This is a genomic window from Sphaerobacter thermophilus DSM 20745, assembly GCF_000024985.1.
GTDB lineage: Bacteria > Chloroflexota > Chloroflexia > Thermomicrobiales > Thermomicrobiaceae > Sphaerobacter > Sphaerobacter thermophilus.
In genome coordinates this window covers 1,195,943-1,221,301 of sequence record NC_013523.1, presented here as the reverse complement: position 1 = coordinate 1,221,301, position 25,359 = coordinate 1,195,943, and the positions used below count along the sequence as shown (strand labels likewise).

At 67.4% G+C, this 25,359-nt stretch carries 20 protein-coding genes and 2 tRNA genes; 13 read left to right on the top strand and 9 right to left on the bottom strand.

Annotated elements, in window-relative coordinates; all coding sequences use genetic code 11:
• Positions 1-5: 5 nt before the first annotated feature.
• Positions 6-932, bottom strand: a complete 927-nt coding sequence (gene mdh, locus STHE_RS05580) for a malate dehydrogenase (protein ID WP_012871595.1) — start codon at positions 930-932, stop codon at positions 6-8.
• Positions 933-1,147: 215 nt separating this feature from the next.
• On the opposite strand from mdh, the gene STHE_RS05575 reads away from it, so the two are divergent.
• The 3 genes from STHE_RS05575 (at position 1,148) to lysS (ending at position 3,651) form a co-directional block, all read left to right on the top strand.
• Positions 1,148-1,224 (top strand) — tRNA-Val (locus STHE_RS05575).
• Positions 1,225-1,527: 303 nt separating this feature from the next.
• Positions 1,528-1,998 (top strand): transcription elongation factor GreA, encoded by a 471-nt coding sequence (gene greA, locus STHE_RS05570; protein ID WP_012871594.1) that lies wholly within the window; start codon positions 1,528-1,530, stop codon positions 1,996-1,998.
• Positions 1,999-2,112: 114 nt separating this feature from the next.
• On the top strand, positions 2,113-3,651 hold the full coding sequence (gene lysS / locus STHE_RS05565) for a lysine--tRNA ligase (RefSeq protein ID WP_052295343.1): 1,539 nt from the start codon (positions 2,113-2,115) through the stop codon (positions 3,649-3,651).
• 161 nt (positions 3,652-3,812) lie between these two features.
• Here lysS and STHE_RS05560 read toward each other — a convergent pair whose 3' ends face one another.
• A complete protein-coding gene (locus tag STHE_RS05560; protein WP_012871592.1) occupies positions 3,813-4,886 on the bottom strand; it encodes an AI-2E family transporter in 1,074 nt (357 codons plus the stop codon).
• 219 nt (positions 4,887-5,105) lie between these two features.
• Between STHE_RS05560 and hutH the strand changes: the two genes are divergently transcribed.
• Positions 5,106-6,692, top strand: a complete 1,587-nt coding sequence (gene hutH, locus STHE_RS05555; protein ID WP_012871591.1) for a histidine ammonia-lyase — start codon at positions 5,106-5,108, stop codon at positions 6,690-6,692.
• The gene (gene hutU / locus STHE_RS05550; protein ID WP_012871590.1) at positions 6,692-8,359 is read left to right on the top strand and encodes a urocanate hydratase; all 1,668 of its coding nucleotides are present in this window, start codon (positions 6,692-6,694) and stop codon (positions 8,357-8,359) included. The genes hutH and hutU overlap by 1 nt, the downstream gene beginning before the upstream one ends.
• 217 nt (positions 8,360-8,576) lie before the next feature.
• Here hutU and accD read toward each other — a convergent pair whose 3' ends face one another.
• Complete coding sequence (gene accD / locus STHE_RS05545) at positions 8,577-10,400, bottom strand: acetyl-CoA carboxylase, carboxyltransferase subunit beta (RefSeq protein WP_012871589.1); 1,824 nt, start codon at positions 10,398-10,400, stop codon at positions 8,577-8,579.
• A 138-nt stretch (positions 10,401-10,538) separates the two neighbouring features.
• On the opposite strand from accD, the gene STHE_RS05540 reads away from it, so the two are divergent.
• Positions 10,539-12,035, top strand: a complete 1,497-nt coding sequence (locus tag STHE_RS05540) for a M81 family metallopeptidase (RefSeq protein ID WP_012871588.1) — start codon at positions 10,539-10,541, stop codon at positions 12,033-12,035.
• 76 nt (positions 12,036-12,111) lie between these two features.
• Here the strand turns inward: STHE_RS05540 and otsB are convergent, their stop codons facing one another.
• The gene (gene otsB / locus STHE_RS05535; RefSeq protein ID WP_012871587.1) at positions 12,112-12,912 is read right to left on the bottom strand and encodes a trehalose-phosphatase; all 801 of its coding nucleotides are present in this window, start codon (positions 12,910-12,912) and stop codon (positions 12,112-12,114) included.
• A gap of 132 nt (positions 12,913-13,044) precedes the next feature.
• Here otsB and STHE_RS05530 point away from each other — a divergent pair, with 132 nt between their 5' ends.
• The gene (locus tag STHE_RS05530) at positions 13,045-14,343 is read left to right on the top strand and encodes an MFS transporter (protein ID WP_169308178.1); all 1,299 of its coding nucleotides are present in this window, start codon (positions 13,045-13,047) and stop codon (positions 14,341-14,343) included.
• A 13-nt stretch (positions 14,344-14,356) separates the two neighbouring features.
• Here STHE_RS05530 and STHE_RS05525 read toward each other — a convergent pair whose 3' ends face one another.
• The 3 genes from STHE_RS05525 to STHE_RS05515 form a co-directional block, all read right to left on the bottom strand.
• Entirely contained in the window at positions 14,357-14,842 is a 486-nt protein-coding gene (locus tag STHE_RS05525; RefSeq protein ID WP_012871585.1) for a CBS domain-containing protein, read from the bottom strand.
• Between the two features lie 110 nt (positions 14,843-14,952).
• Entirely contained in the window at positions 14,953-15,807 is an 855-nt protein-coding gene (locus STHE_RS05520; RefSeq protein ID WP_012871584.1) for a lipoate--protein ligase family protein, read from the bottom strand.
• Positions 15,807-16,871, bottom strand: a complete 1,065-nt coding sequence (locus STHE_RS05515; RefSeq protein WP_012871583.1) for a D-2-hydroxyacid dehydrogenase — start codon at positions 16,869-16,871, stop codon at positions 15,807-15,809. Before STHE_RS05515 ends, STHE_RS05520 begins: the two co-directional genes overlap by 1 nt.
• A 164-nt stretch (positions 16,872-17,035) precedes the next feature.
• Here STHE_RS05515 and STHE_RS05510 point away from each other — a divergent pair, with 164 nt between their 5' ends.
• Both STHE_RS05510 and STHE_RS05505 read left to right on the top strand, forming a co-directional pair.
• Positions 17,036-18,184, top strand: a complete 1,149-nt coding sequence (locus tag STHE_RS05510) for an NAD(P)/FAD-dependent oxidoreductase (protein ID WP_012871582.1) — start codon at positions 17,036-17,038, stop codon at positions 18,182-18,184.
• A 20-nt stretch (positions 18,185-18,204) separates the two neighbouring features.
• Positions 18,205-18,498 carry a DUF503 domain-containing protein gene (locus STHE_RS05505; RefSeq protein WP_012871581.1) on the top strand — a complete coding sequence of 98 codons (294 nt, stop codon included), beginning with the start codon at positions 18,205-18,207 and terminating at the stop codon, positions 18,496-18,498.
• A gap of 27 nt (positions 18,499-18,525) precedes the next feature.
• Here the strand turns inward: STHE_RS05505 and STHE_RS05500 are convergent, their stop codons facing one another.
• Positions 18,526-19,725 (bottom strand): hypothetical protein, encoded by a 1,200-nt coding sequence (locus tag STHE_RS05500; protein WP_012871580.1) that lies wholly within the window; start codon positions 19,723-19,725, stop codon positions 18,526-18,528.
• Positions 19,726-19,923: 198 nt separating this feature from the next.
• Positions 19,924-20,766, bottom strand: a complete 843-nt coding sequence (locus STHE_RS05495; RefSeq protein ID WP_012871579.1) for a molecular chaperone DnaJ — start codon at positions 20,764-20,766, stop codon at positions 19,924-19,926.
• Between the two features lie 196 nt (positions 20,767-20,962).
• Here STHE_RS05495 and STHE_RS05490 point away from each other — a divergent pair, with 196 nt between their 5' ends.
• From STHE_RS05490 to STHE_RS05475, 4 genes are all read left to right on the top strand, one after another.
• Complete coding sequence (locus STHE_RS05490; protein WP_012871578.1) at positions 20,963-22,639, top strand: thiamine pyrophosphate-binding protein; 1,677 nt, start codon at positions 20,963-20,965, stop codon at positions 22,637-22,639.
• A gap of 52 nt (positions 22,640-22,691) precedes the next feature.
• Positions 22,692-22,949, top strand: coding sequence for a hypothetical protein (locus tag STHE_RS05485; protein ID WP_012871577.1), 258 nt, complete (start codon positions 22,692-22,694; stop codon positions 22,947-22,949).
• An 88-nt stretch (positions 22,950-23,037) separates the two neighbouring features.
• Positions 23,038-23,134, top strand: a tRNA-Sec gene (locus tag STHE_RS05480).
• 178 nt (positions 23,135-23,312) lie between these two features.
• Complete coding sequence (locus tag STHE_RS05475; protein ID WP_012871576.1) at positions 23,313-25,340, top strand: alpha-1,4-glucan--maltose-1-phosphate maltosyltransferase; 2,028 nt, start codon at positions 23,313-23,315, stop codon at positions 25,338-25,340.
• Positions 25,341-25,359: the final 19 nt, after the last annotated feature.

Here is a 25,359-nt window from a genome sequence, read left to right as displayed (position 1 = left end):
CAACGCTAGAGGTTCTTCATCGCCTCCACGAGCACGCGCACGCTGTTCGCCGAGTGCTCGAGCGCCGCCTGCTCGTCTTCCGTGAGCTTGAGTTCGATGATCTGCTTCACGCCGCCGGCACCGAGTTTGACCGGGACACCCACGTACAGGTCGTTGATCCCGTACTGACCGGTCAGGTAGGCACTCGCCGGGAGGATCCGGTTCTGATCGAGCAGCACGGCCTCGACCATCTCAGCCACCGAGGCGGCCGGAGCATAGAACGCGCTGGTGCCCAGCAGCTTGACGATCTCACCGCCGCCATCGCGGGTCCGCTGCACGATCGCCTCGATCTTCTCGGGCGGGAGCAGCTCCGTGACCGGGATACCGGCGACCGTGGAGTAGCGAGGCAACGGCACCATCGTGTCACCGTGCCCGCCGAGCACCGCGATGTAGACATCCCGCGGCGAGACGCCCAGCTCCATGGCGATGAAGGCCCGAGCACGGGCTGAGTCGAGCACACCCGCCTGGCCCAGGACTCGCTCCCGCGGGAACCCGGATGCTTCAAGGGCGACGTGGCACATCGCGTCCAACGGGTTGGTCACGACGATGATGACCGCATCGGGCGAGTGCGCCACTGCCTGCTCGGTGACACTCCGAACGATGTTCATGTTGACGCGGAGCAGGTCGTCCCGGCTCATCCCGGGCTTACGGGGCGAACCGGAAGTAATCACGATCACGTTCGAGCCCGCGGTGGCCTCGTAGTCGTTGGCACCGATGACGGCGGTGTCGAACCCGAGCACGGGCCCCGCCTCCATCAGGTCGAGCGCCTTCCCCTGCGGTAGGTTCTCCACGATGTCGACCAGAACCACGTCCGCGATATTGCGCTGGGCGATATACTGCGCGGTCGTCGCGCCGACCGCTCCTGCCCCGACTACCGTGACCTTCGGGCGCATGCGCACTCCTCCCGCCTGCCCCTTGCTGTAACCGCCTCCCTGGCGGCTCTCCTGCTAACGCGAGCTACGCCGCGGCGCGACAGTTTCGCGGCAACGGATCACGCCGCGCCACGCGAGCTTGATGGGTAGCATGATAGCACAGGCTTTTCGCCGATCCGGAGTTTCACCGGCATTGCCGAGCCGGACTGGTGGGTGCTATACTTGCACCGGCGCGCGGGTGAGTAGCTCAGCTGGTCAGAGCGCGCGGTTCACATCCGCGAGGTCCGGGGTTCAAGTCCCTGCTCACCCACCAGACGGCCGGGGCAGCCGGCGGGCCGGTCACAGCTCGCTTGCGCCGGAGACCACCCCCGAAACGTTGCAAGCCCCGCCAATCTGGCTATACTAGTAAGCACAGCGTGGACGGCCGAGGGTGCATGTGTCCTCGGCTATCAGGCTATTCGCACGTCCGCATCGTGGCCGCACGCCCCGGCGGCGACTACGCACACGCAGCGGTTGTCCTACGTCACATCCGATCCGGCGTCCCGTCGTCGCCGCGTCGGCGGACTTTTCGGCCTGTGGGGCTGCGGCTCGACGTGCTCGTGGAAGAAGGGTAGACATGGCCAGCGAGCGTCCTGTCACGCTTACGGCGGAGGGCAAGGCCGACCTCGAGCGCGAGCTCCATCACCTACGGACTGTTAAGCTCCCTGACGTCACCGCGCGCATCCAGGAACTGAGTATGGATGGCGATGTGTCCGACAACAGCGAGTACGAGGACACCAAGGAAGAACTCATCCAACTGGAGGCGCGCATCCGGGAGATCGAGAACCTGCTGCGCCGCGTGCGCGTCATCGCGCCCGGGAAGAGCGACGGCGTCGTCAAGCTCGGCTCGCGCGTCACCATCGTGGACGAGACAGGGCAGGCGGAAACATGGATCCTGGTCAGCCCCGAGGAGGCCAACACCCTCCAGGGCAAGATCTCCACGGAGTCACCGGTGGGCGCCGCCCTGCTCGACAAACGCGTGGGCGACTCGGTTGTCGTCCGCGCGCCCGGGGGTGAGACCTCATTCACCATTGAAAAGGTTGAGTGAGCCGATCACACTGGACGGGAAAGCCGCGGACGCTGTATAAGCGCCGCGGCTTTTGATTTGCGTCGCGTTCCGTCGGCAACAGGTCAGCCGACGTGGAGGGAGCATCCACTGTTGATCGAGTTGAACGAACAGCAACGCCAGCGGCTGGAAAAGGCCGAAGCGCTTCGTGAGCAGGGTATCGATCCCTACCCACCTCACAGCCACCGCACCCACACGGCTGAGGAGGCGCTGGCGCGCTTCACCGAGATCGAGCCGACCCTGGACACCGAGCACGACCCCGAGACGATCACCGTTGCGGGCCGTGTGACTGCCGTGCGCGACATGGGAAAGTCCGTCTTCGCCCATATCCGCGACGGGAGCGGCGCGATCCAGGTCTACCTGCGCCGAAACGTCGTGGGCGACGATGCGCTTGCCCACTTCAAGCGGTTCATCGACCTGGGTGACTTCATCGAGGCAGAGGGGAACCTCTTCCGCACCCGCACCGGTGAGGTGACGGTCGAAGTCAAGGCGTTCAGGCTGCTGGCCAAGGCCATCAACCCGCCGCCGGAGAAGTGGCACGGTCTCCAAGATGTCGAGACCCGCTACCGGCAGCGCTACGCCGACCTGATGGCCAACGAGGAAACCCGCCGCATCTTCGTCATTCGCGCGAACGCGATCCGAGCCATCCGGCGCTTCCTCGACGAGCGTGGCTTCCTCGAAGTGGAGACGCCGGTGCTCCAACCGCTGTACGGCGGCGCGGCGGCCAGGCCATTCACCACCTATTACAACGCGCTCGACCAGACTTTCTACCTCCGTATCGCCGACGAGCTGTACCTCAAGCGCCTGCTCGTCGGTGGCTACGAGCGGGTCTACGAGATCGCGAAGGACTTCCGCAACGAGGGAATCGACGCGCGGCACTCGCCCGAGTTCACCATGCTCGAGTTCTACATGGCCTACGCCGACTACCACGACGTCATGGAACTGGTCGAAGAGATGTTCGTGTACGTCGCGGAGCAGGCGCTCGGGACGACGAAGCTCACCTACGCCGGCCACGAGATCGATTTGACCCCGCCCTGGCCCCGCGTGCCACTGCGCCAGGCACTGATCGACGCCACCGGCATCGACTACCGCGAAGTGACCGACCAGCGCGAACTCTATGAGCGGGCGAAGGCGCTCGGTGCCGATGTCGAGCCGACCACGGTGTGGCCGCGCATCATCGACGAGCTCATGAAGACGTTCGTCCGCCCCAACCTCATCCAGCCGACCTTCCTGGTCGACTACCCGGTGGAGCTGTCGCCACTGGCCAAGCGCAGCCCGGAGGATCCCAGCATCGCCGAGCGCTTCCAGCCCTTCATCGCCGGGATGGAGATGGGGAACGCCTTCACCGAGTTGAACGATCCAATGGATCAGCTCGAGCGCTTCCTGGCGCAGGCCCGCGACCGCGCGGCCGGTGACCTCGAGGCGATGCCGATCGACGACGACTTCATCAACGCTCTGATGTACGGTATGCCGCCCACCGGTGGCTTCGGGCTGGGAATCGACCGGCTGACGATGCTGCTGACCGACCAGCAGAACATCCGTGAGGTCATCCTCTTCCCGCACCTGCGCTCCAAGCCGACTCCGATCCTCGCCGGCCTTCCGACCCCGAGCACAGAGACGGACGATGACGCGTAGGGAGGGCACTCGCCCTCCCTTTCGCCTCATTCCCACGCCTGAGGGCACCCTGCACCCGTGACGCGCCCGTGTCATCCTGAGCTGAGTTGTCCGCCGCTGCGCGGCGCGCGGCGACTCCGCGTCCAGGTGACACGACCTCACGGCATGACCCGCACTCGGGATCACACCTTACCCGTCCGGTGGTAGAGGTACACGAAGATATCGCGGAGCACGGCCGTCAGGGGCACAATGAAGATCATCCCGAGCACGCCCCACAGCGACCCGCCGACCACGAGCAGCACCATGATCAGGGCCGGGTGAACCCGCACGGCGTCGCCCTGGATCTTCGGCACCAGGAACGTGTTCTCAAGCTGTTGGATCGCCAGGAAGGCGATTCCCACGAAGAGGATGCGGTCAGGCTCGGTCGCCAGCGTGACCAGCGCCGCGGCGACGAAGGCCAACCACGGGCCGAGCACCGGGATCAACTCAAAAAAGCCGGCCAGCACACCGAGGACGAGCGACTGCGGGATGCCAATCAGCCACATCGTGATCCCGGTGACCACGCCGATCACGACCCCGAGAAAGAGCTGTCCCCGGACATAGGCCGACATCACGTCATCGACCATCCCGACGATGGCGCGAACGTCCGGTCGCCAGGATTCCGGCCACAGCCCGTAGAACCACTCAAGCCCCCGCTGTTGGTCCTTGAGGACGTAGAACAGCCACAAGGGCAGCAAGAGGAGCCCGGCAGCGAAGCCGATGATCGTCGTCACCGCGCCGAAGGTGACCATCATCGCGGTGCGCGCAGCGGTGCCTACCTGCTGCCCGAGGGCACCCAGATTCGCCTCGATCTGACGGCGCATGTCCTCTGGGACACGAGCTTCATACAGCCGCATTAGCGCGTTGCTCTCGCGCCGGACGTCGTCCCAGTAGCTGGGGAGGTCGCGGACGAACTCAACTGTCTGGTCAATGAGCGGCGGGACGAGATAGAAGCCGGCGACGGTCAGGATCGCGAGCGCGAAGACATACGCCAGGAGGATGGCGAGCGGGCGAGCCAGCCGGGCCAGGCGGCCTTGCTGGGGCAACGCTCGCTGCAGCAAGTCGACGGCTGGAGCGAGGAGGTACGCGATGATCGCGCCAAGCAGGAACGGCAGAAGCGCGTCGCGCGTACGCCACAGCACCCAGAACACAACGAGCACCGCCGCTGTGACCAGGAGCCAACGCTTCCAACGCGCAGCCAAGACCTCGTCGCTCACGGTTTCTGCTCTCCAACCACGTCTTGGCCCCTCACGCGTCGCACACGGACTGCCCCCAACCCCCGCCAAATTGCAGATTACGCGCCAATGATAGCCGAATGCGTTCGGACGGTCCCTCCGGTGCGCCCGGCGGCGGAACCGGGTACACTGGCTCACACCGATGTCGTGTCACGACCTCGCGGCAACGACCAATCCGCGCGCCACGAGGAGGGACAATCAGTGTCGGGAAACGACAGCGACCATCATGTGACCCTCAGCGGCAGCCCGTTGCGGATTGCGGACGTGGTTGCCGTCGCACGCGCGGGAAGGACCGTCGCGCTTGCTGACGATACCCGCGCGGCGATGGAGCGGAGCCGCGCCGCAGTCCACGAGGCCATCGCTGAGGGTCGGCCTGTCTACGGCGTCTCGACCGGCTTCGGGGCGCTAGCCGATGTGGCTATTTCGCCCGAAGACCGGGCCGCACTCCAGGTGAACTTGCTGCGTTCCCACGCGGCAGGAGTCGGTCCGCCGCTTCCAGATGACGTGGTGCGTGCTGCGCTACTGCTGCGCGCCCAGGCACTCGCTCGCGGTTACTCCGGGGTGCGTCCGATCGTAGTAGAGCGCCTCATCGATCTACTCAACGCACGGATCCACCCTGTCGTCCCCGAGCAAGGCTCAGTCGGAGCGAGCGGCGACCTCGCCCCGCTGGCTCACCTCGCGCTCCCTTTGATCGGGGAGGGGCAGGTGCGCCGGCGCGACGAGGTGCTCCCTGCTGAGAATGCCCTGGCCGAGGCCGGCATCACTCCGATCACACTCGAGGCCAAGGAGGCGCTGGCGCTCATCAACGGCACCCAGATCATCACTGCGCTCCTGGCGCTGGCAGTGGCGGACAGCGAGCGCCTCTTGCGCGCCGCCGAGATCGCTGCCGCGATGAGCTTCGAGGCAATCGGGGGCGACCCCGCGGCGCTGGCCGCGCAGGTGCACCAGATTCGACCCCACGCGGGACAGGTGGCAACGGCCGCCCGAATGCGGAACTTGCTCGAGCGGGATGGAACGCTCCCCCGCCCGCGCCGCGGCGCGGTCCAGGACGCCTACACCCTCCGCTGCATCCCGCAGGTGATCGGGCCCGTCCGAGACGCGCTTGAGCACGTGCGGCAGGCGGTGGAGATCGAGATCAACGCCGTGACGGACAATCCGCTTTGTTTCCCTGACGACACCGGCGTGGTCTCCGGCGGCAACTTTCACGGTCACCCGGTGGCGCTCCCGGCGGACTACTTGAAGGTCGCGATCGCGTCGCTGGGCACCTTCACTGAGCGCCGCATCGCCAGCCTCGTCGACCCGCGTTCCAGTCGCCTTCCCGCGTTTCTGGTGCCCGAGCCGGGGATCAACTCGGGGTTCATGATCGCCCAGTATGTGGCTGCATCGCTGGCGAGTGAGAACAAGACGCTGGCACATCCGGCCAGCGTCGACTCGATCCCGACGTCGGCCGACATCGAAGACTTCAACAGCATGGGCACCACAGCCGCGCGGCACCTCGCGCGGGTCGTCGCGAACACCGAGACGATTGTGGCGATCGAAGTGCTCTGCGCCGCGCAGGCCCTCGACCTGAACGAGCGCGAACCGTGGGGGATCGGAACCCAGGCGGCCTACCGCACTGTTCGCGCGCAGATCCCTTTCCTCGAACGCGACGGGCCGCCGCTCCACCAGCTCATCGAAACCGCGCGCGACCTGATCCGCTCAGGGACGCTTCAGCAGGCGGTCGACGCAGCGCTGGTCCAGTCACCTGAAAGTGCCACGGCGCAGGAGATCGAAGAGGGAGGCGTCTGATGATCGAGGGACAACCGCGGGAGGTGCGGGCCCCCAGGGGCACAGAACTCTCGTGTCGCGGCTGGCAGCAAGAGGCCGCGCTCCGGATGTTGATGAACAACCTCGACCCGGAGGTCGCCGAGGCGCCGCAGGAGTTGATCGTCTACGGCGGCACCGGTAAGGCGGCGCGCAACTGGGCATGCTTCGACGCCATCGTCCGAGAACTGCGCCAGCTCGGGGACGACGAGACGCTGCTCGTCCAGTCCGGCAAGCCGGTAGCCGTTTTCCGCACGCATGAGTTGGCCCCGCGGGTGCTGATCAGCAACGCCATGCTGGTACCCCAGTGGGCCACCTGGGACGAGTTCCGACGGCTCGAAGCGCTCGGTCTGACCATGTACGGCCAGATGACGGCCGGGAGCTGGATCTACATCGGAACCCAGGGCATCCTGCAGGGGACCTACGAGACCTTCGCCGAAGTGGCCCGCCAGCACTTCGACGGCTCTCTGTCCGGCCGGGTTGTGCTGACCGCCGGCCTCGGCGGCATGGGCGGCGCTCAGCCGCTCGCCGTCACCATGAACGGCGGTGTGGCCCTCGTCGTTGAAGTCGATCCCGAGCGAATCCAACGCCGGGTGCGCATCGGATACTGCGACGCGTGGACGGCCGACCTGGACGATGCCCTGCGCCAGGTCGAGGCCGCACGCCGCGAGCGCCGCCCCTTCTCAATCGCCCTGCTCGGCAACGCGGCAGAGGTCCTGCCCGATCTCCTCAAGCGCGGCTTCATGCCGGACGTGGTCACCGACCAGACGTCTGCCCACGACCCGGTCGGCGGCTATGTCCCGGCCGAGATCAGCCTAGAAGACGCGCTGCTCCTGCGTCAGAAGTCGCCGGAGATCTACACCGACCGCGCGATGCGGAGCATGGCCCAGCACGTCCAGGCCATGCTCGAGTTCCAGCGCCGAGGCGCGGTCGTCTTCGACTACGGCAACAACCTCCGCGGGCAGGCACTGGTTGCCGGGGTCGAGGACGCCTTCGCCTATCCCGGTTTCGTCCCGGCCTACATTCGACCGCTCTTCTGCCAGGGGAAGGGGCCATTCCGCTGGGTGGCACTCTCAGGTGACCCGGAGGACATCCGCAAGACCGACCAGGCCGCCATCGAACTCTTCCCCGAGAACGAGGCACTCCGGCGGTGGCTGACCATGGCTGAGGAGAAGGTGCCCTTCCAGGGCCTTCCGGCCCGCATCTGCTGGTTGGGCTACGGCGAGCGGGCCCGCTTCGGCCTGCGCCTGAACGAGATGGTTCGCACGGGCGAACTGAAGGCGCCGATCGTCATTGGCCGGGATCACCTGGACACCGGCTCCGTCGCCTCACCGTACCGGGAGACGGAGGGGATGCGCGACGGCTCGGACGCGATCGCCGACTGGCCGATCCTGAACGCCCTGCTCAACACCGCGTCCGGCGCTTCCTGGGTATCGGTCCACCACGGGGGCGGCGTCGGGATCGGGCTCTCGATCCATGCCGGCATGGTCGTCGTCGCGGACGGCACCCCGGAGGCCGCCCGCCGTCTGGAGCGGGTTCTGACGAACGACCCGGGTATCGGGGTCATGCGCCATGTCGATGCGGGCTACCCCGAGGCGATTGCCTTCGCCGAAGAGAACGGACTCCGGGCGCCGATCCCGCCGAGCCAGTAAGCCGGGATCCACGACGGTCACACGGCAAACGTCCCGCTCGGGGCGAGTGGTGTGCTGTGGTTGCCGCCGGCGGTGCATGGCGCACCGCTCCCCCGACGAAGACGCGCGGGAGACTCTGAGCGGCATACAGCCCGCCTTAGTCGGACGGTGGCCCTGCGCGTGCTCGGGCTACCCTGCCTTGGTCAGAGCGGTTCGGCGCGGGCGCCGGGAGCGGCGTTCACGAGACGACCTCCTCCTGGGGTGGCACCTTACCGGGCTCGTCGCCGTGATCCTCGTGCTCCCCCTCGCCGAACGGAAGCAGGTCTCGGATCGACCCCAGGGTGCGGGAAACACGCCCGCTCCACTCCGTCACCTCCTGCGCGATCATCTCACGCAGGTACGTGTTATGTTGACCCATTCGCCGGAACTTGCGGTAGCGCTCGCGAACCAGCTTCTCAGGCGAAACGTCCACCAGCTCACCCAGCGCGTCCGTCAGAGCGTGGAGCAGGAGTGCGGCGGCGTAGTCCGGATCGGTGTGGGCGCCTCCCTCCGGCTCGGGCACGACGCCATCGACCACGCCGAGCCGGAAGCAGTCGGCCGCCGTAATCTTCAGCGACTCCGCGACTTCCGGCGCGCGGGACGCGTCGCGGAACAGGATCGCCGCGGCGCCTTCGGGAGCGATCACGCTGTAAACCGCACGCTCCAGCATCAGGATCCGGTCGGCAACACCAAGCGCAAGTGCCCCGCCGCTGCCGCCCTCACCGATGATGGCCGCGATGGTCGGCACCGGGAGCACGCTCATCCGCGCGAGCGAGTCGCTTAGCGCCATCGCGATCCCGCGCTCCTCGGCGCCCTCGCCGAGGTAGGCCCCAGGGGTGTCCACCAGGGTGATGACCGGCAGGCGCAGGCGTGCCGCGAGGTCCATAAGCCGCATCGCCTTCCGGTAACCCTCCGGCAGTGCCTGCCCTCCGCGCCGCGCCGGATCCCCGTGGCCGCGCTCATGGCCGATGATGACCACACCGCGGTTTGCGATCTCGCCAAGCCCGCCCACAATCGCGGGATCGTCGCCATACAGCCGGTCGCCATGCAGCTCAACGAACTGCGGGCTGATGCGCCGAATGTAGTCGAGGGTCGTGGGACGCTCGGGGTGTCGCGCGATCTGAACGATATCCCAGGCCCGCTCGGCACTGGCGCCGGGTTTGGGCATCACGGGTCGCTCATCGCGCTTGATCACCCCGCGCTGGCTAACGATGCGGAGAATCGTCGCGACCGTGTCGCGCAGGCGCGGACGCGCCACCACCTGGTCGATGAAGCCGTGCGCGTAGAGGAATTCCGCCGAGTGCGACCGCACCTCATCGCGACCCGCCGTCTGCTCGATCACGCGAGGACCGGCGAAGCCGATCAGCGCCTTCGGCTCGGCCAGGATGATGTCGCCCTGGTTGGCGAAGCTGGCATAGATGCCGCCCGTCGTCGGGTTGGTGAGGATGGAGATGTAGGGCACGTGCGAGTCGTGCGCTCGCTTGGCCGCCGCGGCCGTCTTGGCCATCTGGACCAAGCTGAGCATGCCCTCCTGCATCCGGGCGCCGCCCGACGCGGCGACGGTGATGATCGGGATGCGCTTTTCGGCTGCCCGTTCGAACGCCAGGGTGACCTTCTCGCCGACAACCGAGCCCATACTCCCGCCGAGGAAGCGGAAGTCGAGCACTGCCACGACGACCGGGTGGCCCATGATGCGCGCCGTCCCGGTGACGACCGCCTCCGTCAGGCCGGTTTGCTCGCGCGCCTCCAGCACCCGACGCCGGTACGGCAGGCGGTCTGAGAAGACGAGCGGGTCGACGGAGACCAGATGCTGGTTGAACTCCTCGAACGAGTCCGGGTCGACAAGCAGTTCAATCCGCTGCAGCGCCGGGATCGTCATGTGGTGCCCGCAGGCGGCGCAGACACCGTAGCGCGCGTACGTTGCATCCGTAGTGAGGTCAGCGCCGCACTGCGGGCATTGCGTTACCCCGTCCGCCCGCTGCGTACGACTCTCCTCGGGTCTGGCTTCCCGGCTGAGTCCCATCGTCGCCTCCGACCGCGCTTCCGTCTCTCCTGTCGTCGCTGCCACGATCATATCAGACCCCGGGGCAGCAGGTTGGCGAGTCTGCTACCATGCACCCGCAGTGGCGGAGCGGACGCGCCGTAGAAGGGAGCGCTTGCGGTGCGGTTTGCCATCGGGGCGATCTGGCACCAAACGAACAGCTTCTCGCCGGTTCCCACCACCCTGGCCGACTTTGCGGCATGCCGGTACATCGAAGGCGACGCCCTGATCGACGCCGCCAGCGATGCCAACACCACCCTTGCCGGAGCTATCCGGGCGGCAGCGCGTCTCGGCCACGATATCGTCCCGTTGATCGAGGCCCGCGCCCCGAGCGGCGGCCCGCTCGCCGATACGGACTTCGAGCGCCTGACCAACGAACTGTGCTCCCGCCTCCGTGAGGAGCGCGGCGCGATCGACGGCGTGCTACTCGATGTCAGCGGCGGGTTAATCACGGTCAGCGACCCGGAGGCGGAAGCGACCCTCCTGTCAGCCGTGCGGGACGCCGTGGGTGAGTCAGTCCCAATCGTCGCCACGGTCGGACCACACGCGAACATCTCTCCCCGCCTGGTTGAGATGGCGACGCTGGTGGTCGGCCCGAGCACGGTCCCGGAAATCGCCCCTGCCGCCCGCGGGGAGCGGGCGCTGACGCTCCTCGCGCTGGTCGCTTCAGGTGAGGTCCGGCCTGCCGTTGCGCTGCGCCAAGTCCCAGTCCTCGTGCCACTCTCCGCCCAGGACACCGGCGTCGGTGCCATGGCCGAGATCGCGGAGCTGACGCGTCAGCTCGAACGGGAACCGGACGTGCTGTGCACCGTGGTCTCCGGCGGTTTCCCCTACGCAGACGTGCCACACGCCGGAGCGGCCGTCGTCGTGGCGACGGACGGAGAGCCGGCTCGCGCCGCCGACGTTGCTTCAACTCTGGAGGCCGCCGTCGTCGAGCGCTGTGACCATTTGGCGGTGTACCCGGCTAACATCGAGACCGCCATCCACGACGCGATGGCGGCCCGGGAGCATCCGGTCGTCCTGGCCGACACCGGGGACGATCCGGGCGCGGGCGGGCCGGGAGACGGGACCGGACTTCTCTGGGGTCTGCTTGATCTGGGAGCACGCGGGGCTGCAATCGGGGTGCTGACCGACCCCGACGCGGTCGACGCGGCCATCGCTGCGGGCGTCGGCGCCGAGGTGGCACTGTCCGTCGGAGCGCGGCGTGACCGGCTTCACGGCTACCCCATCGATGTCCGCGGCCGTGTGGCATTCATCGGGCCCGGGAGGATCGTACGCGAGGGGCCGATCGACACCGGGCGCCACGTTGATCTGGGTCGCTCAGTCGTCTTGGAAGCGAGAGGCCGCCACGAGGGGGATGTCGCTATCATCCTGGCTGAGCGCCGCGTCGAGCTCGACGATCCGGCCATCTTCCGCGCCCACGGGATCGACCCGTCGGCCAAGCGCATTCTGGTCGTCAAGTCGAGCCTGCGCTACCGCGTCGGCTTCAGCGCTGTCTCCGCCAACATGGTCGCCGTCGCCACACCCGGGGTGACCGTCCCTGACTTCGGATTCTTCCCTTACCAGCGCCTTCGTCGCCCCATCGCGCCGCTCGATCCACTGTTGCCGCCGGGCTAGTCCCTGCCCGCGCAGCCTCTCCCGTCCCTTGCAGCGTCATGGGTGGCATGGGACCGTCCGGAGTGGCGCGGTGACCCTATCCCAGTCGGTCGGCAAGCGCAGTGAGGAAGGCGATCACTCCATCGACGCCGTCAACGGTCATGTCGGCCTGCTCGGCGATGGCGGGGGGCGTCTCTGGGCCAACCACGCCGACCGTGAGCGCGCGCAGTCCCTGCTCTGCCGAGAGCCGTTGGATCTCGGTCATCGCGTCCAGATCGGTCACGTCGTCGCCCACAAAGACGACGGATCGCAGGCCCCGCTCCCGGATCAAATCGCGGGCAGCCGTCCCCTTGTTCATCGTGATCGGCGGCCGCACCTCGAACACCATCCGGCCGGGCCGAACGACGAGCCCCTCGGCCTCTGACACGGGAAGAAGCGCCGCACGCACGGCCTCCTCGGCGCTTGCCGGGTCTGCCGTCTCGCGGTAGTGGATCGAGAGGGTCAGATCCTTATCCTCGACGCGCACGCCCGGCAGCGTCAGCGTCGCCTGCATCTGCGCTGCCACGCGCGCCATCCGATCGCGGAACCGGGTGGCCTCGGGCGACGCGGTGACCTGACCATCGTGCCAGCGCTCAAGCCCGTGGTTGCCGATGTAGACGAGTCGGGGGACATCGACCAGTCGCCGAGCATCGGCCGCGGAGCGGCCGGAGACGACCGCTACGACATCGAGGACGGTTGCGAGGCGCGCGAGTGCCGCCCGGGCAGCGGGTTCCACCGTGGCCGCCTCCGCCGGCGCGGTAACCCGGCTGATCGTACCGTCGATATCGGTCAGTAAGCCCGCCGGGCGGTGTGCCAACACAGCAGCCGCACGCTCAGCAACCTCCATGGCCTGCGTCACGTGGCCCCCTCTCCATTGGGCACCCTGGTCGGACGGTCCGGAAGATCTCATGACCTGGATCCCAGACATCCACCCCCTCGGACTAATATAATCACCCGGCGCCGCTCAGGGCGCTGGGGAACAGTGGAGGGATTGACCGGGGGGACCGTGGTCGAGTTCGTGCATGAGATCAAGCGCTTTCGCCGGGAGATTAGGCTCTTCCTTGTTTTCAACCTCTTCGCCAACATCGCCATCGGCGTGTTCGCACTCATCTACAACCTCTATCTCGTGAGCCTGTCGCACCGCGAGGACTTCATCGGCAGCTACAACGCGGTGTACACCCTCGCCATGGCCGGCGCCGCACTGGTGATGGGGCCGCTGATCGGCCGGTTCGGCAACTGGGCCTGCCTGACGTTCGGCACAGCCGTCTTCCTCGTCGCGTCGCTCATCCTCGCGATGGTGGATCGACCCTGGGTGATCCTCGCGACGTCGGTGATCGCAGGCGGCGCCTCGGCCTTCGTCGTCGTCCCGGTCATGCCGTTCATCGTCGAATGGGCTCGCCCGGAGAAACGGTCGGTCGCGGCCGCAGTGACCTTCTCGATCCAGTCGCTGTCAGCGACGCTCGGCAGCCTCATCGGCGGTTGGTCCCCGCGACTGATTAGCGTGATCTTCGATGTCTCTCCCACGGGCGTGACGGCCTACCGTGTGACTCTGATCGCCGGCGTGGTGCTCGGCGTGCTCGCGCTCGTCCCGCTGTGGCGGATGCAGCATGCTCGCGGCCACCGGGCCAGCGAAACGGGGCAGCAGGCGTTCATCGTCAGCGAGGCGACGCCCACGCGACGCACCGTGCGCCGCCATATCACGATGTTCGTGCTCGCCGGGCTGGTCCTGAGCATCGGCTCCGGCGCGGTCGTGCCGTTCTACAACGTTTACCTGGCCAGCATCGGTGCCGGTCCGAGCCAGATCGGACTCATCTACGCCTTGGCCGGGGTGGTTGCTGCGGTCGTAGGACTGGGGGCACCGGCGATCGGCCGCCGGTTCGGCCCGCTGGGCGCCGAGGCACTGCTGCGCCTCTTGCCTGTCCCCTTCTTCCTGGTACTGCCGCTGGTGCCCAGCCTGGGACTGGCGTTGATCGCGCACATCGTGCGGATGACTGCGCTGAGCGTGGCCTGGCCGATTAACTCGACCTTCATCTCCGAAATGCTCCCGTCGCGGGCACGAGCCAACGCCTTCAGCCTGCGCAGCGGCATGTGGAACCTTGGGTACGCCGCAGCCAGCCTGCTGGCTGGGCAGATCATCGTCGCGGCCGGCTACAACGCCGTTTTCATCATCTTCGCGCTGTCACAGATCGGGAGCACCTCGGTCTTCACCGGGTACTTCTGGCGTGTGCGGCAGCGTGCAGCCACGCAGGCTCCTGCCCAGGCCGAGCCGGCGACCTCCGCGGTCCCCTGACGGTGGCGTGGCGCTACATGCCGGGTGGGTCTCGTTGCAGCTCGATGGCGGTCGAGCCGCACATCTCACACGCGTCGGGACGGTGGAAACCGCGCACGAAGTAGCCGCAATCGGGACACGCCCACCTGGTGATCGAGAAGAGCCTCACCAGGTCGGACCTGCTGACGATACCGACCAGCCGGCCCTCGGACGTCACCGGGACTCGTCGCACGTTTCGCTCGGTCAGGATCCCGGCTACCTGCTCGGCCAGGGCATCCTCCAAGACGCTGATGACGTCGCGGGTCATGATGTCCGCGGCCGTCCGTCCCTTCTTGCTGATCACATCGAACTCGCTGACGATCCCGAGCAGGGCACCTGTTTCGTCCACCACGGGCATTCCACTGATTCGATGGGCATACAGCAGCCGCGCCACCTCATCGACGCCCGTCTGAGGGAAGACCGTGATCACATTCGGCGTCATGATCTCTTTGACGGTGACTTCCATCGTCGTCTGCGTCATGCGCATGCTCCCTCACGATCTGCCGCCGGCGACGCCGGCGGCAGCACACTCGACCGGTGTGAATCCGGGCACGACAGCAGCGCGATTTCCGTGCCAGCTTCGACAGGGAGTCACCGACGCAGGGTCCACGCCTCTGACCCGTAGCGCCCGACCGCGAGTCGCTCGGCGGCTCGAAGTTCCGCGGGGAGGAGCCCATCGGTCGCCAGGCCGCCAGGGATCGCCTCGGCAAACGCGGCCTGCAGCGCAGCGCCAACTTCCTGAGGCTCGACCCGGCGGCCAAGCAGTTCGTCAAGCCCGGCCGCATGCTCGCGCAGCAATGCAGTCCAGCGTTCCGTGCCCGCCGCGGCTGCGACCCGGAGCACGCTGGCCAGTGCGTCGTAGGAGAAACGGGTGTACAGCGCTGCCTGGACGACAACGACTTCGCGCCGCCGGATCTGCGACAGTCCGACCACCTTGCGACTGCCAGCTACCAGCTCGTACGGAGCCAGGCCGCCGAAGCATGCCGGCTGCAACTCGGGCCGCGTGACGGACCGGCGCGCATCGGCGACATCCACCGCGCGGACATCTGCTCCCAGCCGCGCCACGGCACTGCCGATCACCTGGCTGACGCGCGCATAGGTCTGGGTGATATCAGACGGCGCAAACCAGGAACCGGGAGGCACGATCAGGTCGAGGCTGACCACCTCGGCGTCGTGGTAAACCGCCGTCCCGCCCGAGAGTCGCCGCATCACCCGGTAGCCGAGCGAGCGGCAGGCGTCGAGGTCGAGATCGGCCGCCGGCTGGCTCACTCCCAGGATCACCACCGGCTCCGACCAGGAGTAGAGCCGCAATGTCGGCGGTGAGGAACCGGACGCGACACCCGCAAGGATCGCCTCGGTCACAGCGAGTTGCTCGGCTCCCGGCCCGTTCCGCAGAGCGAGGAAGCGGTATCCGCCACGATCCGGCGTCGCGTCCGGTCCCTGCATCAGTACATGCGTGCCTTGTCCAGCACGTTGCGCATCTCGTCCACGCGTCCTTCGATGAAGCAACGGAGGTTGTGACAGAAGATCTCGGTGATCTTCCGGTTCTCGCTGTACGCCGTACTGGCCGAATGTGGGTTGATCAAGACGTTCGGGAGATCCCAGAGCGGGCTGTCGGCCGGAAGCGGCTCCGTCCGGAACACGTCCAGAGCGGCGAATGCGATCTTGCCCGAGCGCAGCGCATCGATCAGCGCCTCCTCGTCGACGACCTGCCCTCGGGCGATGTTGACGAAGACAACGCCGTCCTTCATGGCGGCGAAGGCATCGCGGTCGATCAGGTTCTCCGTCTCCGGCGTGTGCGGGCAACAGAGCACCACGGCGTCCGCCTGACTCAGCATCTCCCCCAGTCGCTCGCGCGGGTAGAGCCGCTCGACCCCCAGTGTGGCCGCTCGTTCCGGCGACGAGTCCCGCCCCATTGCGATCGGGCGCATGCCAAAGCAGCGAGCGATTCGTGCAACCTCACGGCCGATGCGCCCCGGCCCCACGATCGCCATGGTCTTGCCCGCCAGCTCATCGGATGCGAAGCGTTCCCAGCGGTGCGCCTGCTGTTGGTCTCGGAGGCGCGGATACTCCTTGACGTGCATCAGGAGAGCCATGAAGACGAACTCGGCCAGTGGCCCTGCATGGACCCCACTTGCGGTCGTGACGATCAGGTGGGAGTCGACCAGCCCGAGCCGCGCCACGAGCTGCCCAACCCCCGCGCTCGTCGTCTGGACCCACTTCAGCCTCGGCGCCATCCGCAGGAGGGCGCCGTCGCCGGGGATGCGCTTCGGGAAGTCCCAAAGCACGTGGGCCCGCGCCAGGTGCGCATTGAAGCGCGCCTGTTGCTCCTCCGAGAGACGGAAGTCGGGTGGCCCGTCGTGGTCTGCCACGTAGCGGGTGGGTGGCAACAGGTCCGGCTCGTAGATGATCTCAACGTGATCGCCGCCGACCTCCCGTATTCGATCGACGTGCTCCGGCTCCAGCGGCGAGGTGATGAAAACCGTGATCCGCTCTCGCTCCCCAACCATGCTCCTCGTCGCTCCTCTCACCCCTTCACCCGCGGTGCAGTGGCTATCATGCCGGCTCACTGTACCATGAGCCACACCCCGCGAGTGCCGGCCGGGTCGCGCCTGTCGCTTTGCTATACTGCGGCGGATGGTGCAGGGGAGCTGCGGAGAGGGAGGACAAGCGCATGGCGCGCACGGCGGATGCAGTCATCATCGGCGCGGGGATCATGGGGTGCAGCATTGCCTACTACCTCGCGTCCCGCGGAGTGAAGGACATCGTCGTCCTGGAGCAGGATCAGATTGCTCGGGGCGCGACCGCCGACGCGGCCGGTGGGATTCGGCTTCAGTTCTCGACGGAGACGAATATCCGGCTGGCCCAGGTCAGCCTGGAGGTCTGGGAGCACTTCCCGGAGCTGTTCGGGACCGAGATTGGCCTGCGCCAACAGGGTTACCTGTTCCTCCTGACCACGGACGATGAGGTCAAGACCTTCCGAGCCAATGCCGCGCTCCAGGAGAGCCTCGGTGTGCCCGTGCGCTGGCTAGATCCTGCCGAGATCGGCGCGCTCAATCCGGCTGTGCGCGTGGACGACGTGCTGGGCGCTACGTTCTGCCCGCGCGACGGCTGGGCCGACCCATACTCCGCCACCACCGGAATCGCCCGTGCTGCCCGCCAGCTCGGCGTGGAAATCCGCGAGGAGACCGCGGCGACCGGATTCGTGATCGAAGGCGGCCGAGTCCGGGGCGTGCGCGCGGGTGATGAGGTGATTTCGACGCCGCTGGCCATCATCTGCGCCGGACCGCACTCCCGCGGGGTGGGTGAGCTCGCGGGTGTCGATATCCCCATCCTGCCCTACCGGCGCATGAGCTTCATCACCGAGCCGTTCGACGCGGTGCCCGCGACCGTCCCCATGACGATCGAGTTTCGGTCCGGCCTCTACTTCCACCCGGAGAGCCACGGGTTCCTCTTCGGCATGGCCAACCCCGACGACCCGCCCGGATTCAATAAGACCGTGGACGACGAGTGGATGATGCGGACCGTTGAAGCCCTGTGCGCGCGGGCACCGGCCTTCGAGGAGGCGCGCGTCATGCGGGGCTGGGCAGGGTTCTACGAGATCACGCCGGACGACAACCCGCTCCTGGGCTGGATCGACGAGGTCGAGGGACTGGCGGTTGCCGCAGGGTTCAGCGGGCACGGATTCATGCAGGGCCCGGCGGTCGGCATGTGCATGGCGGAGCTCATCACGGAGGGTCGCGCCACGACCGTCGACATTTCCGCCTTCGCCCCGAGCCGCTTCCGCGAGGGTCGCCTGGCACAGGAGCACAACGTCATCTAGGTCAGGGAGCGCCAACTGCCGTGGTCCTGGGGATCTGCCACCTGACGATCGAGATGCCGGAGGCGCACTCGCTCAAGGAGAAGCGCCGCGTCGTGCGCTCGCTCACTGAACGAGTCCGGGCGCGCTTCAACGTGTCGATCGCCGAGGTAGCGGATCAGGACTCCTGGCAGGTCGCCACCGTCGCCTTCGTCTGCCTCTCCAATTCGTCTCGCCATGTCGACGACACGATGCAGACGGTCATCCGCTTCATCGAGGGGAACCTGCAGGCGGGTTACCTCGCCGACGTGGCGACCGAGGTGATGCACCTGGACTGACCGGAATCCGGCGTTCGCCGGGTAAGATCACCGTTCGCCGCGCGCCTCGGCGGCCTCGCGCTCGACGAGTTCGGCGGCCAAACGGCGCAGCTCTGGATAGAGCCCACGGCTGGCATTGGCGACGTCCTCGAGGATGGCGGGCAGTGGCCGGTTGGGCCGGGCCGGGATCTCTCCGACCGTCTCTACCAGCCGCGTCCGATACCGTCGCTCCAGCGCACCACGCACCCGGCGCAGGACACCTCGATCCTCGCCGAGCCCCGCCGCCTCAACCATCGCGCGGATTTCCCTCATACGCACCGGCATCACCGCCATGGAGCGGACCTCCTGCCGGGACCGCGACACGCGCTCTACGGTCTCGTACCACTCCTGCACCACCTCATAGGCGGTGTGTGCGCCCCGAACGCGGCGGCTGGTCTCGTCGGCCAGGCCGGTGGGATCGACCTCCGGCGGCGGGTCGTTGCTGAGCAGCGGTGTGTGCTCCTCGACCCACATCCACGCGCAGGCGCAAGCGAGCCGGAAGTAGTACATCGCTGACAGGATGTTCTCCCGGGGGCTGACCGGGAGTCGGTCAATGCGGGCCAGGATGCCGATCAGCCGCGTCATCGGCAGACCGGTGAACATGGCCACCGGGTCCACCGGTAGCAGGATGACCTCCTGTGGGTCGACCGGTGCCCCCGGGCCGGACGTCACGCGCGGCAGGAAGTAGTCGGTGAGCGGGCTGATCGGGCTGAGGAACACTCCCTGCTCGACCCGGTACGGGTCACCGACGGGGCCGCCGAGTTTGGCCTCGATGGCCGCGCCCACCAGCCCCCCTTCGACCGCCAGCAGCGCCTCAAGTGCCGCTGCGCTCACCTGGGGCGAGCGAATAGTATCGACCGCGAATTTGGCATCGGCCGATTGGAGGATGTGCTCCTCGCCATCACGGCTCCCGTAGAGGACGAAGTCGGGGTTTACGAGCTTGTGCTGGCCGGCCTGGATCGCAATCTCGGGGTTCTCATCGAGCCGGACGACCGCGCGCAGCGTAAATGGTCGCCCCCGCGGCACCGGCACCTCCGAGCCGACGGCCTCTTCGAGCGCAACTGTGCACTGCTCGGACCAGCGTTCGCCCAGGTAGCGGCTGGCGCCGCCGCGGTCGCTCCACGCCATCAACTCGCGGTCCAGCACCGCGGCGATGAGGGACCCGCCGGGAACCTTTTCGGATACGACGTTGCCCTCCACCGCCCGCATGGACGGTCCCCGACCGCGCCAACGCCAGGCGCCAGGGCCACTTGCCGCCGCACGTCGGCTCACGAGTGCCATCCGCTCCTTCCACTGCCGGCCGCCCGGGAGACGATCGCCCGTTGGGCACTACATCCCAAGCATAGCAGGGAAGCGCGGAACACGACGCATTATGGAGCGCCGGGTGGAAGATGTTGTGGAGTGCCGCTATTCGGCTGCCGAGACCCCGAGTTCGCGACGCCGCTCCTCGAGTTGCCGCAACGCCCTGCGCCGGCGCAGCCGGAGCATGGCAAGTTCTCGATTGAGGCGCACCTCTTCTGCGCGCAGGTAGCGGTGGACTTCGAGGTCACCCCGGCGCAGCAGGCGACCCATCGGCTGCCGTCGGAGATTGTTGAGCTGGCGGCGTACTTCTCCGATCTCCACCTGCCGCTGCCCGACCCGCGCCCGCAGGATCTCGACATCACGCGGCCATTCGCCCTCGTCCGGCCGGGCCCAGATGGCCAGGAGGCGTCGCAACTGATCCAGGTCGCCCGCCTCCCGCGCCGAGTTGGCGAGGCGCATCACGGCTTCCCGCCGCGAGCGGTCGGCGGGGTCGCGGGCCAGGTCTGGATGCACCAGGCGCGCCAGCGTTCGGTAAAGCTGGCGTAGGGTGATGTCGTCGTGGCCGTTTCGATTCACCACCTCGCCGCGCCGCGTCTGCCGCTCGGCGCGCCGGTGGCGCCATTCGGCCCACCAGGCCGCTTCCTCGGCCCGGAAGGTCTCCTCCTCGCGGTCCAGCTCTTCGTCACTGAGCGACTGCCGCGCGAACTGCAGCCGCTGGAGCCGCTGGTCAATCCGCTCGAGCTCGGCCTTCAGGCGCTCGATCTCCCGCCGCAGCGGTCCCAGTCGATCCTCGATGCGACGGCGTAGCGCCTCCTGGGCCGCTTCCTCCTCGGTGAGGAGCGCCCGGAGTTGCTCGAGCGCCAGCGTGCGGCGGCGCAGCTCGAGTTCGAGACGGACCCGTTCTAGCTCATCAACACGCGCAGGTAGCACAGGCTTCCCGTAAACCATCCCTCCTCGGACGCAATCAGATTCAGCAATTGTACTTGCACCGAACTCGCCCGCCCACCACAATAGCCACAACTCGCCGAGGCCCGGCCTACCGGGCATGAACCTGACACGCACCGTACCAACCCCGGAGGGAATGACCGACCGGCCTCGCAGTGCGTCCTGCCCGGCTGCGGGACGGGAAGAAAGGGGATAGCTGGTGAAGGTCAACGCGTGGCAGCAGGTGGTCGCGGCGCTCGAAGCTGAGGGGATCCCGTTTGTCTTCGGACTCCCTGGCGGCGCCAAACACCTTTATGACGCGCTCTACGACGCGCGGCATGTCCGGCCGGTCCTCGTTCGGCACGAGACATCGGGCGCCTTCATGGCGATGGCCTACGCGCGCGTCTCCGGGCAGGTCGGCTGCTGCTTCGGGTGCCCGGGTCCGGGCGTCGCCAACCTCGTTCCTGGTATCCTGGAGGCCTACTCCGGGTGCATCCCCGTACTCGCACTCGGCGTGCGCGCCAGCACACGCATCCAGGGCATGGGCGCCTTCCAGGAGGCCGACCACGTCGGGATGATGACCCCGATCACCAAGTGGGCCGTCACCGTCGAACGACCCGACCGGGTCGCCTGGACCATCCGCCGGGCGATTTCCATCGCGACCACCGGTAAGCCGGGCCCGGTCTACGTCGAGATCCCCGCCGACATCGCGCTGGAGGAGGTCGAGCCCACACCGTACCAGCCCGCGGACCGCAGTGTCCGCCCTGGGCCCGACCTCGAACGCATCGAAGCGGCACTCGACCTGATCGAGCAGGCGAAGCGACCGGTGCTCGTCGGCGGCGGCGGCGCAGTCCTCGCCCGCGCGACCGCTGAGGTCGAGGCATTTGCCGATGCCCTCGGTATCCCTGTCCTGGTGACACCGGCCGGGCGCGGGATCATCTCCGAGGAACACCCGCTGTTCTGCGGCAGCGTCGGCCTCTATCGCACCGAGTTCCCCAAGGCGGTGTACCAGGAGGCTGATCTCCTGATCACGGTCGGCTCGCGCATGGAGGAGTTCCAGTCCGGCGTCTGGCACTATTTCCCCGAGGGTGCGCGCTTCATCCAGATCGACATCGACCCGTTCGAGCTGGGGCGCAACTGGGTGCCCGACGTCGCCATTCAGAGCGATGCCGCGCTCGCTCTCGACGCCCTGCTGCGGGGCGCGACCCGGCGGGGCCTTCGCGCCGACATGGCCCGGGTCGAGGAGTTGCGTGCACGCCGGGCCGAGGCCATCGCTCGGGCCGCCGAAGACGCCCAGGACAACTCCAGCCCGTTGAAGGGAAAGCGCATCGTCCACAGCATAAACAGGGTCTTCGGTGACAACACCATCCTCGTGCTGGAAAACGGCGCGCAGGACCTGTGGGCCTACTATTGGCCCTACTATCAGGTCAAGGACGCCGGCTGCGTGGTGCCCCCTGCGGAGCAGACCGTCATGGGGCTCGGCGTCGTGGGCGCCATCGGCGCCAAACTGGCGCGGCCCGATCGGCAGGTTGTTTGCACGACCGGCGACGGTGCGTTCCAGATGGGCATGCACGAGATCGTTACCGCGGTTCAGGAGAACGCGCCGGTGACTTGGGTGGTCTTCAACGACGGAGCGCTGGGCTGGCCCCGCTGGACCCAGCGGACCGCCCTCGGTGGACGCGTCATCGCGACCGAGTTCACGGCCACGGTCGACCTGGTCGCCGTCGCCCGCGCAGCCGGCTGCTGGGCAACGCGCGTCGAGCGCGCCGAGGACCTCGATGCGGCGCTCCAGGCCGCTCGCGAGGCCAACCAGGCGGGGCGGCCGGCGGTCGTCGATGTCGCCGTTGACCCAACGGAGCACCACCAGGGCTTCTACGAGTTCCACCGGGTCCGGTAAGCAGCGCTGCCTTCAGGAGCTGGGTTTGGGTTAGCGACAGAGGGGGACGAGGATGCTCGATCACACCGGTACGCGCCGCGTCCGATACGAGGACACATTCCGCGCGATCGGTCATTATCTGGATGAACACCGGTTCACGCGTATCGCACTGATCGAGACGCCCGAGGGGTTCCTCATCAAGGCGTACGCGACGGTCGACTCACGGTCGGACTCGACATTCGGGGTGCCGCAAACGTATCTCTTCACGAACGAAGATATCGACCATCTCCTGGAGAACGCCTACGCTCGGCGCCGGTCACCCAGCCGGTAGACCCCTTGCCGGCGCCTGCGGCGCGCCGACCCGTCCGGCGCCAACCGGCTGCTATACTTGGCTGCCGAGCCGCTCACGCAGCGATCCTGGGGGCGGATCGGGCCCGGTGGCCCGCCTGGTCTTCAAAATCAGTGCGCGGGGTGACGAGCCTCGCGGGTGGGTTCGACTCCCATGCGCCCCCGCCACGCCCGGTTGGGCCGCCCGGTGCGCCAGACCGGCGCCCGCGGCGTCCCCACCGGTACAAGACTTGCGGTCCCGCGCGGCGGCCGGAGGGGGACGGGCCGCTCGCTTTCAACTCCGTTCCCGCTATGCACCAGTCGTCTGCTCCCGAGTGCACCTCGATGAGAGAGGAGCCGCACCCCGATGACCGCTCGTGCACAGCCCAACCACGTCGACACCCAGATGCTGGACTCAACAGGTCGTCAACGCGTCGTGATCGAAGGAGTCCGTCCCGAGATCGATTGTGGTCGCTTCCCCATCAAGCGCGTGGTGGGCGAGCCGGTCGAGGTTGAGGCCGACATCTTTACCGACGGGCACGACCTGATCTCCGCCGTGCTCCTGTACCGGCACGCGGAGGACGAGGACTGGGCTGAGGTGCCGCTGGTGCCGCTCGTCAACGACCGCTGGCGCGGCGAGTTCGTCGTCACCCGGCTAGGCCGCTACCACTACGCCATCCGCGCCTGGGTGGATCACTTCAAGACCTGGCACCACGGGCTCCAGCGCAAGCTCGAAGCCAGCCAGGATGTCTCGATCGACCTCCTGATCGGGGCGGACCTGATCGACGCGGCAGCGGACCGCGCCCAGCAGGAAGACCAGTCCCGGCTCCGCGCCGCCGCTGCGGCACTACGCGCGGACATCCAACCAGCGGAGCGCGCACAAATCGCACTTGACCCGGAGCTGGCGGCGCTCGTGGCCCGCTATCCCGACACGCGCTTCGCCACCCTGTACGACAAGGGCCTCACCGTCGTCGTCGAGCCGGAGCGCGCGCGGTTCAGCACCTGGTATGAGATGTTCCCCCGTTCGGCGTCGCCCGACCCTGGCCGCCCGGGGACCTTACGAGACGTGGAGGCGCGGCTACCGTACATCGCCGAAATGGGCTTCGATGTGCTGTACCTGCCGCCGATCCACCCCATCGGCCGCACCAAGCGCAAGGGTCGCAACAACAGTGTCGTGGCCGAGCCAGGAGATCCAGGGAGCCCGTGGGCAATCGGCGCCGAGGAGGGCGGCCACAAGGACGTCCACCCGGAGCTGGGGACACTCGACGACCTGCGCCGCCTGGTCCAGCGCGCGCGGGACTTCGGGATCGACGTCGCGCTCGACCTCGCGTACCAGGCGTCACCCGATCACCCGTACGTCCGCGAACACCCGGAGTGGTTTCGCTGGCGGCCGGACGGCACGATCCAGTACGCCGAGAACCCGCCGAAAAAGTACGAGGACATCTACCCGTTCGACTTCGAGAGCGAGGCCTGGCGCGAGCTGTGGGAGGAACTGGCCTCCATCGCGCGCTTCTGGATCGAGCAAGGCATTCGAATCTTCCGGGTCGACAACCCGCACACCAAGCCCTTCGCCTTCTGGGAGTGGTTCATCGACAGCATCAAGCGCGACTATCCCGAGGTCATCTTCCTGTCCGAAGCCTTCACCCGGCCCAAGGTCATGTACCGGCTTGCCAAGCTCGGGTTCTCACAGTCGTACACGTATTTCGCCTGGCGAACGACCAAGCACGAGTTGATCGACTACTTCACCGAGTTGACCCAGACCGACGTGCACGACTATTTCCGGCCGAACCTCTGGCCGAACACGCCCGACATCCTGACCGAGCAGTTGCAGCACGGTGGAAGGCCCACCTTCATGAGCCGCCTCGTCCTGGCCGCTACCCTCGGAGCGAGCTACGGGATCTATGGGCCGCCCTTCGAGTTGATGGAGCACGTGGCCGTGGCGCCCGGCAAAGAGGAATACCTCAACTCCGAGAAGTACGAGATCCGCCACTGGGATATCGACCGGGCTGACAGCCTCCGGCCCTTCATCGCGCGCGTCAACCGCATCCGCCGCGAGCACCGCGCGCTCCAGTCGAACCGGAGCCTGCAGTTCCATCGTATCGACAACGACCAGATCCTGGCGTACTCCAAGGTCGCGCCGGGGGAGGACAGCATCGTGGTGGTTGTGAACCTCGATCCGCACTACACCCAGTCGGGCTGGCTCGAACTACCGCTGGAGCGCTTTGGCCTCGACCCGGACCAGCCGTACCAGGTCCACGATCTCCTCACTGATGCATACTACTTGTGGCAGGGCGCCTGGAACTATGTCGAGTTGAATCCCAGTCGCGTTCCCGCGCACATCCTGCGTGTCAAGCGCCGCCTTCGGACAGAGCGAGACTTCGAGTACTTCATGTAACGGGGAGGGTTCGCGCGGG